This window comes from Streptomyces himastatinicus ATCC 53653, assembly GCF_000158915.1.
GTDB classification, from domain to species: domain Bacteria; phylum Actinomycetota; class Actinomycetes; order Streptomycetales; family Streptomycetaceae; genus Streptomyces; species Streptomyces himastatinicus.
This window is the reverse complement of sequence record NZ_GG657754.1, coordinates 2,050,812-2,062,938: the sequence shown is the minus strand read 5'-3', so window position 1 is coordinate 2,062,938 and position 12,127 is coordinate 2,050,812. Positions and strand designations below refer to the sequence as shown.

The following is a 12,127-nucleotide window of genomic DNA, read 5'->3' as shown; positions in this document are numbered from 1 at the left end:
GGGCGAACCGTGACTCGCCGGGCAGACCGGCGATGCGGACCAGGAACGCGCGCGTGGACAGGCGCGCGATGTCGTCGGCCGACAGGCCGTAGGTCTGGGCGAGGTCAGACTCGACCGCGCCCCAGTTGGTCAGGACCGAGTGCCAGAACTCCGCGGCTTCCCCTTGCCCTTGCCCTTGCCCTTCGGGCGGGGCTTGGCCGGGGTCTGCCGCGGCGCCGCTTTTCCCTTCGCGGCCTCGCGCTCGTCGTACAGCCGCGCCGCGCGCTCCATGGACACGGCGCCCGGATCGGCGACGTTGGCCGTCGACCACAGCAGGACGATGCCGAGGCGGCGGTCGTCCATGCCGGCCTCGGTCCAGTGGTCGACCGCGTCCGGCCCGAACAGGGAGCCGAGCAGGCGCCGGATGTCGTCGGGGCGGGCGGAGTGCTGCACCCGGTGCAGCTGGAGAGTGAACAGGGCGGGCAGGGTCGGCGGGAGGACGTACGTCCGTCCGTACAGCTTGAGCGGTACGCCCTGCCGTTCCGGCTCGGCCTGCTCGGCGAAAAACGCGTCGAAATCGGCGACCTCGACCTCGGTCGGCTCGATCGGCTGCTCGGTCACGGTCCCGTCACCACCGGGGCGGTAGTCGGGGCGCCGCACCGGGTGAACGTCGCGCCCCATGAGGTCTTGGCGTTCGTCTCGCCGCCCTGCTCGCCGGGCGTGACCGTGCATTCCCATACGGTCCACTGGTCCTGTGAGGTGTGCCGGTACCGCAGGGTTCCGCGCGACTCCTCGCCGAACTTGTACGCCCACACCTTGTCGACGTAGTCCTGTCCGGGGTCGCGGGTGCCGGCCGTGGCCGCGTACAGGCCGCTGACCTCGATCGTCGCGCCCCGCTGCATGATGTCCTGCTCGTAATACCCGTCGGAATCGAACGTGGTCGTATCGGCGGTCTCTTCGTTCTCGCCGGGGTTGTGGGTCCAGCTGGTGAGGTTGCCGAGGCGTACGAACGTGTCCGCCGTAGCGGTCTCGACCTCGAATTCCCAGCTTCGGGCGTCGATTGGGCGCCCCATATGTTTTCCTCCTGAGCATGTGAAAGGCCGGGATGACAGAGTCAGTCCCGGCCTTTTTGAATTCCGAACCTATGTTGAAGTCACGCTGTCATTAGTTACCGTTCCGCCGCACGAAAAGGATGTCAAGGACACGCAACGCCCGTACCCGCGCTGACGGGTCAGGATGCGCTATGGCCGTGATGATTACCGCGCTGATGATTGCGCCCGTGGAAGCGGTGAGGGGCGCAACGACCGTCGTGAATTCGTTCATGCGGCGAACTTAGCGCAAAAGGGGGAGCGGGGTATGCGGCGGAACGGCCCTCGCGCGCACGCGCGGAAAATAAGAATTGATTTGAATAAGAACTTATTTGAAATTACTCAATCAATCTCATTCATGTTTCTCCAGTATAATTAATTTATACACTATACGCGCGCGCGTGTGCCAAGGAAAAACGCCGCAAGGTTCACCCGATAGGGTGAATGCGGTGTGATGTGGGTGCGGGATCGCGTGGCGCATGCTAGGGCCTGTCGCCTATGTGAGCCGGTGGTCGGTGGGTGCAGACACGTCAAGGTCGAAGTTGATCACGTGCTCGTGCCGGCCGCTGGAGTCGGGGCCCATGGGGGCCGGGGTGCCGCGCGCAGCGGCGAGGATGAGCCACGTCCCATCGGCGAGGGCGACGCCCGCGAGGCCGTGAAGTGCGCTGTAGATCGCCCAGCAGCGGCGGCGGGAGACGCGCGGGTCGGGCCCGCCGCGCACGCGCACCTGTAGGCGCGGGGTGTCGTAGGCGTTGCGGGTGTCGGGCGCCTCGCCGTCGTAGAGCCACAGGGCGACCGCGGCATCGGGCGCGGGCGGCATGATCTCGACGAACAGGTCACCGGTCGTGCCGGTCGGGTCGTAGGCGACCAGGCCGCGGGCGGCGAGCAGGCGGGCGACGCCGTCGAGCGGGTCGAGGTCAGCCACGGAGCGACCTCCGCAGCTGCGCCGCGATGATCTCGGCGACGGTGTCGGCCTGCTCGGTGAGCGGGCGTTCGAGGTACTTCGCCGATCGTCCGGCGTCGTGCCGGTAGTTCAGTTCCTCGTGTTGCCTGATCGCGTACGGGGTGTCGTACGACACGGCGGCCGTGAGCGACGACTCGTCGACCGTGGCCACGCCCGACCTTTCGAGGGTGGCCTCTTCAATGGGGACGATCTTCCGCGACTCGGCGAGGACGTGCTCGGCAGCGATGCGCAGACCTCGCACGGCCCCGGCGCGGGTGCCGCGCATGGCGGCGGCGCCGTTCCATCTCAGGCGGGCGCGTTGGGTCATTCGGCGCTCACCTCCGTGCACTGCGGCACCGGGAGCCCCGGCGCGGTGTGGTGGGCGACGCTGATCGCCTTGGTGGTGCGGCCGTCGGGGAGAGTGATCCGTGACTCGGCCGGACAGTCGAGGCCGGGCTCGGCGATGATCTGCGCGGTGCTGGTGACCTCGCGGCCCTCGCGGTCGCGCACGGTCCGGATGTTCTCGGCGACTAGGGCGGGCACGTCCTCGACGGGCGGGCCGTACGTCGGGCCGTACGCGCTGTCGCCGAGGTACGGCTCGACCTTGATCCGGTGCCGCAGCAGCCACCGGGGGACGTTCACCAGATCACCCCCGGCAGCAGTCCAGCCCGTTTCAGCCCGCGGTGGGCGCGGGGGGCGAGGTCTACGTCGCCGGCGGCCTGTGAGGAGTCGCGGCGGTCGCCGAGGGACACGGGGCCGATCGACACGCTTCCCCACCGGCCCGCGGCGCCCGTGCTGTCGTCGCCCGTGGCGAGCTGGTACTCGACCTGGGCGCATGCGGCCTCGGCGAGGGCCTGCACGGTCGCCGGATCGGTCGGCATCCCGGCGGCGTCCGTGGGATAGCAGGCGGTGAGTAGGGCGTCGTCGATGTCCTCGGACGCCCGCGCGAGCAGCCGCTCGGCGTCGGCTGGGGCCGGCTGGCCGGTCCACGCCGTCAACTGCTCGGGGGTGGCGTAGACGCGACCGGCCACCGGTCACCCCTCCTTGGCGGTCTTGCTGGAACGCGAACGCCCCGCCTGCTTCGTGGCCTGCGGGGCGTCGTCGGTGATCTCCTGCTCGTCCGGCGCGGTGTCGGAGTCCTCGGGGTCACGGGGGTGGTAGCGGCGCAGCATCACGGCGGCGCTCTCCTTCCTGGTCAGGTGGTGGCGAGGGTGCCGACGGCGACGCCCCGGTCATTCAGCCGCTTCACGGCGTAGTGGAGGGTCGTGGTCACGACGGTGGAGCGGGCGAGGATGTCGCGGTCGGACTCGACCAGGGGGCGCCGCTTGTAGAGCAGGCCGAGCGAGCCCGTCTTGAGGAGCAGGAACTTTCCGGCCGCGACACGGTTGGTCACGAACACGGATACGCCGCCGATACGGCCGATGCTGCCGGTTACGGCGGCGGTCTCGCCGCTACCGAGCTTGGATGCGTCGATGAACTGCGGGTCGGCCATAGCCTCGCCGAGCTGCACACTGTTGATGTAGAGGCCGGCGAAGTCGTTCGGCTCCCACTCGTCGCCGAACTGGCCGATGGCCGGAACCATGGCGTCAAGCCATGTGAACTTGGTCTTCCCGGCGGCGGTGGTGAAGCGGAACGGGTTGCCCCCGCCCTGCGCGGTCTCGTCGGCCTGCGCCTGGGCGATCAGGTCGGCGTCGACCTTGCGGGCGGCGAGTACGCCGAACTGCCGACGGGCCTCGGCCTCGGGGTCGCCGAGGGAGACAAGGCGGGCCTTGTCGGTGATCTCAACGGCCTTGCCCACTTCCTTGATCGTCGCCGTGGCGTCGTCGGTGGACATCGCGGCGGGCGTCATGGGGGTGGACTCGGACAGCTCGTCGAGGTCGCCGAGGGCGCCCCACTTCGGGAAGTGGATCGTGTCGCCGGGCGCACCTTCGAGGGTGCTGTCGTCGATGACGGCCGAGGAACCGGCGACGCGCACCTTTCCGATGAACTGGGCCTGTGCCATGTCGCCCCATACCTCGGGGACGATCATCGCGGCGGCGGTGGTCTGCGGCATTGCTGCTGCTCACTTTCTCCGGCGCGGTCGCCGGGCGTCGGGGCCCGGCGCGGTGCCGGGCGTGGTCAGGAACCGGCGAGGCGCCGGTAGGTGTCGGGGTCGGACTGGTGCAGCTCGACGCGCTCGGCGTAGGACATGCGGGCGAACTGCTCGGCGGTGACCTGGCCGGTTCCGGTGCTGCCGAAGTCGGCGCCCCCGCGGGCGGGCCCGGTCGGCGCGATGCCGAGCCAGGGCTGTGCAGTCACGGCGTTGGTGATCGCCTGTGTGATCGCGGTCGTGTCGGCGGGGTCGACGCCGGCGAGGGTGGCGGCGAACGACTGGGAGTCGAGCAGGCGGGCCACGTCGGCCCCGGCGGCGGGCGCGGCCTGGATGACCGCGGCCTGTACGGCGGCGCGGCGGGCGGCGCTCTGGCCGTCGGTGATGGCGCGCTGTGCCCACTGCGGGAGTCGGCTTACATCACCCTCGGGGGCGTCGGCCGGTGCGGGCGCGGGGGGCGTGGGGGCGGCGGGCTGCTGCCCCTGCTCGACGGCCTGTGCGCGGGTGCGGTAGTTCGCGGCCTCGGCGCGGGTGTCTGTGATGAGCTTCTGAGCCCATGCGGGCAGGCTCGCGACATCCTGCGGTTCGCCGCCCTCGGGCGTGGCCGGTGGCGCGGTGGGGCTCGGCGGCGCGGGCGGGGTGCTCGCGGGCGTGGTCGGCGCGGGTGCCTGCGGCGCGGTGGGGGCGGTGGATGGCGCGGCGGGCGCGCTCGGGGTCGGGGTGGACATAGGGCCCTCCTGGAGCCGTAGTCAGGGCGGCGCGCGCCTGGCGCACCGCGTGTCGGGCATGCGAAAGGGGGCCCGCGCCTGGCGGGCCCCCTTCGGGAAGTGCTGTCGGTAGTGGGTGCTAGCTGGTCGTCTCCGGCTGGGACGACACAGGGCGGGTCTCGGCATAGCCGCGAATCCACGCCGTACGCAGCGCTGACGACCGCGGGTACGGGCAGGCGGTCGGCTGCTCGCCGTTCCGCCCGGCCTCGCGGCCGGTTTCAACTGCCTTGACGATGTCCTCGCGTGTGCCCACGTTGCGCCCCCTACCTCTTGGCCTGGTGGTCGGATTCGTTCTTGCGGGCGCCGTCGGCCCATCGCTGGGGCTTGCCGACTACCTGCTCGATGAACTCGGCCTGAGTGAGTCGGCCGTGTTCCTTCCACCACTCTTTCAGCTCGTCGGACGCGCGCGCGTACGCGATACGCGCGGGCCCGGAGAACAAGGAAACCGGGTTGATCCCGGCATCGCGAGCCTTGCGGTTGAGTAGGTACCCGTTGCAGTCCTCTTCGGCCTGTAGGTACTGGCGGTAGACGTACTCGTCGTACAGGGCACGGGCCTCGCGACGGGTGATCGTGTGCCGCTCGTCGGTGTTGCCGCTGTCCTCGTTGTGGGCGGCGGCCTCGGCGGCGAACGTCTCGTCGTCCGCGAGGTGCCCCCACTGCTCCGGGTCCGGCGCGGGTGCCATGGCCTCGGCGAGGGCGTCGCGGTCGGCGAGCATGTCGGCGACGGCGTCGCCCGTGTCCGCCGGGGGCGGGAGGTCGAAGGCGTCGCGGCGGTCCATCTCGGCGGCGATCCTGAGCAGTTCTTCGCTGGTGGCGTACTGCATGCACCATGCGAGTTCGTCGTCGCTCACGTCGGACAGGTCGCCGAGCAGCTGCCCGCCGGGGAACAGGCGGGTGAGCAGGTCGCGGCGACCGGCCTCGGCGGCGAGCAGGGCGAGCGTGTCCGGGTCGGCGCCGCGGGCGCGCGCGGCGAGGTCGTGGTCGGACAGGCCGACCAGGTCCGGGGAGACACCCGGTAGGCGGGTGGCGAGGTCGCGCCGGTCCATCTCCGCCATGACGCGCAGTGCGTCGCCGTCGTCGAGGTGGACGTAGGCGCGGGCGAGTTCGGTGTCGCTGAACCCGGTCAGGTCATCCGCGAGGGTGCCGCCGGGCCGGATGCGGGCGAGCAGGTCGTCGAGGTCGCGGCGGTCGGCCTCGGCCTCGATCCGGGCGCGGGCGCGGTCGTCGAGCAGGCGGGAACGTTCGGCGGCGGCGAGCTGGTCGTCGCTCATCTCCCGTACGGTCTGCTCGTCGCCCGACCACACGCGTGCGGCCTCGACCTGCTCGGGCGTCGCCTCGGTCCGCTTCTCGGGGAGGTTCGAGGCGCCCGGCTGCTCGCGATGCCGCAACCGGCGTAGGTCGGGGTTCGCGGCGAGGTGCGACCGCATGGCGCCTTGCCACTGGCGCAGCTTGAGCCGTGCGGCGCGCTGCGCCTCGGGCGTGACGGCGGCGGCCTCGCGGCGCTTGTACTTCCTGATGTGCCGCTCGATCGCCCGCTGTCGCTGTCCGGCCTCGTACCCGCCGGGGTCGCTGCTGGCCTGCTCGGACACAGTCAGACCTGGGGTGTAGGCGCTGACGGAGTGACGGCAGTTGGGGTGTTGCAGCCCTGCGAGGCGTGCCTCGTCGAGGGTGCCCGCGACCTGTACGGGGATCATGCGGCCGTCGTCGGTGGCGTGCTCGACCTCGACCTCGCGCTCGCCGGTCGGTCCGTCGATGGCCAGTACGCGGCCCTCCCACGGGCGACAGAGCGGGCACTCGCGCGGGGCATCGCTGACGATCACCAGGTCGATACCGGCGTCGCTGAGCGTGCGCGTGTGCGCCTCGGTCGCGGCACGGGCGACGGATGTCCGTACGGCCATCTCCGCGTAAGAGGTGAGCTGCCATCGGCGCCCGGCGCGGTCGACGAAAGCGCGTATGCCCTCGTCGGCGAACCGGCGCATGGCGTCTTGCGTGGCGTGTCGGCGGGTGCCGGTGCCGAGCAGGGGCGTGGCGGTGACTTCGGCGACGATCGCCCGGAACCGGTCGACGACGGCCCGCAGAATCGAGCGGTGCGTCGAGGTGACCACGTCGACCGTTTCCTGTGCGAGCCGGTCGACGGCCTGAGCGTTAGGGATTACGTCGTCGACCAGGGCGCGGGCGTCGTCGGACAGGGCGCCCAACTCGGCGACCGCGGCGCGGTGTCCCTCGTTGTATGCCGAGGCGACCGCGTCGAACACTTCCAGCTCGACCGCTTTCCCCAACTCGGTGACAACCGCCTGCGAAGCGCGGTGTAGCTGCTGGACGGCGGCGAGCTTGCGCTCGACCCATCCGGGCGCGTCAAGGCCGGCGGCGAGCTGCCTGGCGATGATGCCCAACAGGCGGGCCTCGGCCTCGGCGTACAGGTCGCGGGTGCGGTCGGCGAGGGGTTCGACCATGCCGGGGTGGATCGACATCACACCCCCTGTTGGGCAAAAAATGGCTTCCCAAGCAATAAGTTTGACGCATCATCGTTCAAGAGATGGGAGTGAGCGCGGTATGGCCAGCGACAGGGACCTGATCAAGGTTGACTGGAGTGATCTTCAAGAGGACCACGAGTTTGACGACTTCGAAGACGACTTCGAAATCGAATACTCGCCACCAGCTTGGTACACGCAGGGGGCAGGGGTTGTGGTCGCCGCCACGGTGGCAACCGCAGCAGCACCATTCATTTCCGCTATAGCCACGCACTTTGGGAACCGGCTGGCTGGAGCAATCGACGAAGCGACACGGACCGCAGTGCGCCGATTCCTGAGGCGTCAGGTCGGGCAAGAGCCGGGAGTGGAACCCCGTCGCATCGAGCTGCGCACGGAACAGGGCGGGCGGATCACCTTTTCGCCTGATTTGCCTGTTGAGGCGCTAAAACAACTTCCGGATCTATGTGCAGCGGAACCACCGCAGAGCGACATCAGGCTCGTGATCAGTTGGAGATCCGAGGGATGGACCTGTTTCGGGGCGATCGACGGCGAGTTTGTGTCGTACGGGTGGGACGCTGAATCGAAGCGCTGGGCTCCTGCACCTCTTAACTGAGAGGGAAGCTCCCAACTGGGTCTGGTGCCGCTGCTCCGGTCTCGGCGAGGATCGCCGCGACCTCGGCCTGTACTGCGGTGTCGTCCCACTCCGGGTGAAGGATCTTAACCTTGGTCGCGGTCGACACGGCTCCGGCGCGGTTGAGCAGGTCGAGGGTGGTCGCCGTCGTCTGCTCGGACTCCGCGACCCCGTCGCCGAATTCCACCCGCGGGCGCGCGGGCGTGATCCTGCTGCCGAACTGGGCGGCGTCGATTTGCAGCATGACGTGCAGCATGTCGGCGAGGGGGTGCCGGGCGTACCCGGCCTTTTTCTTCCGGGTGACCATGCTCCGCTGGTCTTTGCTGTCGACCTCGGTTGCGGTGATCGCTGCTCCGTCGCCGTCGAGGCCGAAAGACTGCGGGCTGTACCCGGCGGCCTGCGCGGCCTGCCTCATCAGTGCTTCGGCCGTGGCGCGGTGCTCCTCGACTCGGATTTCGAACTGATTCAGCGTGATTCCGCTGCCCTCGTTCGGCGGCATCTTGAGGGAGTGCCACACTTCGCGGTCGTCGTCGAAACTCGCGCCCTGTCCGGGGCCGTGGTCGCGTAGGTAACCGTCCGGGACGATCAGCCTCGCGCGAGCGAGCCGGATGTCGCGCATCCATGACGTCCATGTGGTGTCGAGGGCGTCGAACAGGTCGTGTACGCCCGCGTAGTCGCTGCGCCCGATCGGGCTCCCGCGGTGCGCCCGGTTGGGCAGCATGTTGGGCACGTACGCGGCCGTGAGATCGCGGATGCCGGTCGCGATGCTGACGCCGTCCTCGCCGAGGGAGTCGACCAGGTCGGCCGTCTCGGTGTGCTCGGTGAGCGGGACGGCGCGGCCGATGTTGTCGCGTGTGCCCTGGTAGAGGGCGTGCACGATGCGGCCGGACTCGTGCCGCTCGACGTGGCGCCATACGGTCGCCTCGGTCGAGCCGGGCAGTTCGCGGAAGAACGACACGGCGCGCAGCATGCCGAACCGGAACTCGGGGATCGCTCCGTCGGGCTGGCACACGGTCAACAGGGGCCGGTCGACTAGGTCGCGGTCCCATGTCACCCGCAGGAACACGCCGCTGAGGGCGGCGGCCTGCTCGGCGCCCGACAAAAGGGTCTGCTGTACGCGTCCCTCGTCGAGCAGCTGCTCAAGGCGGTCTTGTGTCGGCTTGTCGTCGACCTTGATCGTCGGCATGTCCGCGAACAGCAGGTCGGCCGAGGTCGACGCGATGTCGCCTGCCAGGGGCACGTGTAGGCGGTGCTCGGGCCGTCCGGGGTGCTGCTCGACTCGTCGCCCCCACAGCCGACGGCGTTCCGCGGGGCGCGGGTGACTGCCGTAGACACGCGCGAGGCGGCGCCAGTCGCCGCTGTACCACGCGTCGTCGAGGCGCATCTCGGCGTAGTACGGGGCCCACACCGGGGGCGGCCATGCGGCGCCGTTGTCAGGGAGCGGCACTGAATTCCACCTCCTAGGGTCGTCGAAGGTTCGGCACAGTAATCGTTGGTCCGGGCAGAATGCTGATATGGATCAAGGGATAGCGGCTGTGCTTGGGGCCGGTGTCGGCATGGTCGGCGGGGTTGTCGGTGCGTTCTTGGCGTACGCAGCGTCGCGCGGGCAAGTGAGGGATCAAGGCAGGGTCGAGCATGCGCGGTTGCTCCGTGACGAACGCAGGCCCGTGTATCGGGAATTCTGGACAGCATCGGCACAGTTGGCAGCTGCGTTGAGGGACTGGGCGGCCGAAGTTTCCGACCACGCCGGTGGTCCGGGGCCAGACTGGGAGCAGCAACGAGCCCGGCTTATGGCTCTTAAAAGGGATCTTGACGCTTTGGGTGAACTTCTGCCTCACGTTGCTCTTGTAGGCCCCAGAGAGGTTCGAGAGGCTGCCGAATCCGTTTGCGGAGAAGCAACCACAGTGCTCTCTCACCTGCTTGCGCTAGCCGACGACGAGGCCGATTGGCGGCACTGGTGGCGAAATCATGAAAAGTTCAATGATCGCTTGGGCAGGGCCCGTGAGAAGTTCCTCACGGAAGCTTTGGGCGAGTTGGAGTCACCACCGTTTTAGTTAGGAGGTGGCGCCACTCGTGCGCGGTGGAGTGGACGGCGTAGCGCAGTGCGTCGGCGCTGTGGTCGTCCACCTTCAACGGGGCGTCCTCGCCGCGTTCCGTGGCTTTCGGGTCCCAGCTGTAGCCGGGCAGTTCGTCGAGCAGTCCCTCGCACGACTCGTGTACGAGCAGGCGGCCGGCGGCGAGCAGGCTCGACACGCTGCGGATGCCGTCGGCGACGTCGTTCGAGGCGCGCGCGAGGCCGGCGTGTCCGTCCTGCCACATCTGCGTTGAGAACGACGCCGCGCTCGGGTCGATGAACGTCCACTCGGGGACGATGCCGAGGTCGGCGAGCCATGCCCGGACGGCGGCGCTGTACTGCGCGTCGGTCATGCTGCGGTGCGTGGCGCGGCTGTCGTGCCGCCACTCGGCGGCGACGTACAGCCGGTCGTCGACTCCCTCGCCGAGCAGGATCGCCGAGAATGGGTTCGTGGTGCCGTAGTCGCACCCGAGCCAGTACCGGCGCACGTCGGGGAGTTCGGCAACGACGTGCCGCCCCTCGTCCCACATGTCGTAGATCGCGCCCTCGGCGACAACCCACGCGCCGTCGATCATCCGGCGACGCCACAGTCCGACGTACTCGGCGGCGAGGTCGGCGACATACTCGGGCGACAACGACGGGTTGTCGGACAGCTTGAAGTGCCACGCTCTGAGGTTGAGTTCGTGGGCGCGGTCGATGTACCCGGCCTTGAGCCAGTGCCGCGGGCTATCGGGGTTCGTGGTCGCGTACAGGCGCGCGCCGGGCACGGACAGGCGGGCGAGCAGCTGGGTCCAGAACCCTTCCGGGAGTAGCGTCGCCTCGTCCACGTACGCGAGCTGGGCGGTAAGGCCACGTAGGCGGCCCTCGGCGCGCGCGTCGGCGGCGCCGATCAGATGGACGGTCCGGCCGAGAATGCTCGCGGTGGTGGCGCCCCTGGTGTGCACGACGTGCCGGGCGAGGGGGCCGAACAACGCGGCGTCCTGTAGGGGCTCCAACACGTTGCGCTCGATCGTCTGGAGCGACCGGCCACAGACGATGATCAGGCCGGACGGACCGGCCCCGGCGACGGCGATCACGAACGCGAGCAGCGACGCGATGGTCTTCCCGGAACGAACCGACCCGTGCCACAGGTTGATACGGCGGCTGGCCTGTCCGATGCTGCGCAGCTGCTTACGGGACAGGGGCAGACGGTCGAGGTCGAGCACTGGCTCACCCCCCGTCGGCGCCCCCGTCGTCGGCGTCGTCGCCGGCTGCGCGGGTCAGCGCGTCGCCGAGTGCTCCGAGCATCGAACGCACCTGCTCGGCGCCCTCGCTGCCGGCCGCGGGGGCGAGCTTGAGCGACTTCTCAATCGCGGTTCCTGTGGCGGCGATGATCTGCCGTTGGTCGCCGAACGTTGGCTTCGCGAGGTGTGTGTCGGTCCATACGTTGTCCTTGCCGCCGAACGCACCGATCGTGCACGGCTCCCAGAGCTGGGCGCGTAGGCGCTCGGCGTCGTCGTGCAGCTGCTCGGCGAGCTGGGCGCGGCGTGCGGCGAGGTCGGCGCGACGTACCTCGGTGGCGACGGCCACCTCGCCGGCGCGGTCGAATATGAGGGGCGGCTCGAACGCGGCGGCGATCTTGGAAACGGTCGAGGGTGACCGCCGGATTATGCGGGCAATCTCGTTGCGGCTCTTGCCCTGCGCGTGGAGGGTGCGCACCTGCTCGCGGTCGTCGTCGGTGATCGGTCGAGCCATGGCGTCACCTCCTTGCGTCGGGCATGCCAAACGCCCCGCAGGTGATGCCAGCGGGGCGTTCGGTGGGGCGGGCTGTTTCTGGGCACGCCGAAGACGCGGCCCAGAATAGATCACGGAAAGGTAACAAGGCAAGCGGTGCGAGCACCGCTCAGAGCTGAGGCATAATGGCCTATGAGGGCCAGGTGCTCGTTACATCTCGCCCCCAATGCGTACTACCGCGCTGCGAGTGATGCAACACAAGCAAGCGCGTTGGGTTGCTGTAAGCGCAGCATCCCGCGAGATCCGCAGTAACGAGCTGGGTTCTCGGACTTTATCGCCAGATGGCGGATGTCCGAGGCTGCCCGCTCCGGA

15 protein-coding genes are annotated in these 12,127 nt (G+C 69.4%); 1 reads left to right on the top strand and 14 read right to left on the bottom strand.

All coding sequences use genetic code 11. From position 1 onward, the window contains the following. Positions 1-129: 129 nt before the first annotated feature. From SSOG_RS08070 to SSOG_RS08030, 11 genes are all read right to left on the bottom strand, one after another. Entirely contained in the window at positions 130-600 is a 471-nt protein-coding gene (locus SSOG_RS08070) for a hypothetical protein (protein WP_154685906.1), read from the bottom strand. Further along, the gene (locus SSOG_RS08065) at positions 597-1,052 is read right to left on the bottom strand and encodes a phage tail tube protein (protein WP_009713717.1); all 456 of its coding nucleotides are present in this window, start codon (positions 1,050-1,052) and stop codon (positions 597-599) included. Before SSOG_RS08065 ends, SSOG_RS08070 begins: the two co-directional genes overlap by 4 nt. Before the next feature lie 511 nt (positions 1,053-1,563). After that, a complete protein-coding gene (locus tag SSOG_RS08060) occupies positions 1,564-1,992 on the bottom strand; it encodes a minor capsid protein (protein ID WP_009713716.1) in 429 nt (142 codons plus the stop codon). After that, positions 1,985-2,338 carry a minor capsid protein gene (locus SSOG_RS08055; protein ID WP_009713715.1) on the bottom strand — a complete coding sequence of 118 codons (354 nt, stop codon included), beginning with the start codon at positions 2,336-2,338 and terminating at the stop codon, positions 1,985-1,987. The genes SSOG_RS08060 and SSOG_RS08055 overlap by 8 nt, the downstream gene beginning before the upstream one ends. Beyond that, positions 2,335-2,652 (bottom strand): hypothetical protein, encoded by a 318-nt coding sequence (locus SSOG_RS08050; RefSeq protein ID WP_050799811.1) that lies wholly within the window; start codon positions 2,650-2,652, stop codon positions 2,335-2,337. The genes SSOG_RS08055 and SSOG_RS08050 overlap by 4 nt, the downstream gene beginning before the upstream one ends. Then, the gene (locus SSOG_RS08045) at positions 2,649-3,041 is read right to left on the bottom strand and encodes a head-tail connector protein (protein WP_039936891.1); all 393 of its coding nucleotides are present in this window, start codon (positions 3,039-3,041) and stop codon (positions 2,649-2,651) included. Before SSOG_RS08045 ends, SSOG_RS08050 begins: the two co-directional genes overlap by 4 nt. 3 nt (positions 3,042-3,044) lie before the next feature. Beyond that, on the bottom strand, positions 3,045-3,185 hold the full coding sequence (locus SSOG_RS52260) for a hypothetical protein (RefSeq protein WP_009713713.1): 141 nt from the start codon (positions 3,183-3,185) through the stop codon (positions 3,045-3,047). 20 nt (positions 3,186-3,205) lie between these two features. Then, entirely contained in the window at positions 3,206-4,063 is an 858-nt protein-coding gene (locus SSOG_RS08040; protein WP_009713712.1) for a N4-gp56 family major capsid protein, read from the bottom strand. 65 nt (positions 4,064-4,128) lie between these two features. Then, positions 4,129-4,827: a hypothetical protein gene (locus tag SSOG_RS57405; RefSeq protein ID WP_009713711.1), complete on the bottom strand. Its 699-nt coding sequence runs from the start codon at positions 4,825-4,827 to the stop codon at positions 4,129-4,131. A 118-nt stretch (positions 4,828-4,945) separates the two neighbouring features. Next, on the bottom strand, positions 4,946-5,119 hold the full coding sequence (locus SSOG_RS53365; RefSeq protein ID WP_167542474.1) for an Rmf/CrpP fold protein: 174 nt from the start codon (positions 5,117-5,119) through the stop codon (positions 4,946-4,948). 10 nt (positions 5,120-5,129) lie between these two features. Next, positions 5,130-7,337: a phage minor capsid protein gene (locus SSOG_RS08030; RefSeq protein WP_039936890.1), complete on the bottom strand. Its 2,208-nt coding sequence runs from the start codon at positions 7,335-7,337 to the stop codon at positions 5,130-5,132. Positions 7,338-7,419: 82 nt separating this feature from the next. Here SSOG_RS08030 and SSOG_RS52255 point away from each other — a divergent pair, with 82 nt between their 5' ends. Next, positions 7,420-7,950, top strand: coding sequence for an SCO5717 family growth-regulating ATPase (locus tag SSOG_RS52255; protein WP_154685905.1), 531 nt, complete (start codon positions 7,420-7,422; stop codon positions 7,948-7,950). On the opposite strand, the gene SSOG_RS08025 is transcribed toward SSOG_RS52255, so the two are convergent. The 3 genes from SSOG_RS08025 to SSOG_RS08015 form a co-directional block, all read right to left on the bottom strand. Then, the gene (locus SSOG_RS08025) at positions 7,943-9,415 is read right to left on the bottom strand and encodes a phage portal protein (RefSeq protein WP_009713709.1); all 1,473 of its coding nucleotides are present in this window, start codon (positions 9,413-9,415) and stop codon (positions 7,943-7,945) included. The two genes, SSOG_RS52255 and SSOG_RS08025, sit on opposite strands and share 8 nt — an antisense overlap. A gap of 566 nt (positions 9,416-9,981) precedes the next feature. Continuing rightward, positions 9,982-11,247: a PBSX family phage terminase large subunit gene (locus tag SSOG_RS08020; protein WP_050799810.1), complete on the bottom strand. Its 1,266-nt coding sequence runs from the start codon at positions 11,245-11,247 to the stop codon at positions 9,982-9,984. A 4-nt stretch (positions 11,248-11,251) separates the two neighbouring features. Continuing rightward, positions 11,252-11,776 carry a helix-turn-helix domain-containing protein gene (locus SSOG_RS08015; protein ID WP_009713707.1) on the bottom strand — a complete coding sequence of 175 codons (525 nt, stop codon included), beginning with the start codon at positions 11,774-11,776 and terminating at the stop codon, positions 11,252-11,254. Positions 11,777-12,127 lie beyond the last annotated feature (351 nt).

What these genes read in the sequence shown, in the direction of transcription:
- SSOG_RS08030 (WP_039936890.1), bottom strand. Translation starts at nt 7,337, where the DNA reads ATGTCGATCCACCCCGGCATGGTCGAACCCCTCGCCGACCGCACCCGC.
- SSOG_RS52255 (WP_154685905.1), top strand. Translation starts at nt 7,420, where the DNA reads ATGGCCAGCGACAGGGACCTGATCAAGGTTGACTGGAGTGATCTTCAA.
- SSOG_RS08040 (WP_009713712.1), bottom strand. Translation starts at nt 4,063, where the DNA reads ATGCCGCAGACCACCGCCGCCGCGATGATCGTCCCCGAGGTATGGGGC.
- SSOG_RS08065 (WP_009713717.1), bottom strand. Translation starts at nt 1,052, where the DNA reads ATGGGGCGCCCAATCGACGCCCGAAGCTGGGAATTCGAGGTCGAGACC.
- SSOG_RS08015 (WP_009713707.1), bottom strand. Translation starts at nt 11,776, where the DNA reads ATGGCTCGACCGATCACCGACGACGACCGCGAGCAGGTGCGCACCCTC.
- SSOG_RS08055 (WP_009713715.1), bottom strand. Translation starts at nt 2,338, where the DNA reads ATGACCCAACGCGCCCGCCTGAGATGGAACGGCGCCGCCGCCATGCGC.
- SSOG_RS57405 (WP_009713711.1), bottom strand. Translation starts at nt 4,827, where the DNA reads ATGTCCACCCCGACCCCGAGCGCGCCCGCCGCGCCATCCACCGCCCCC.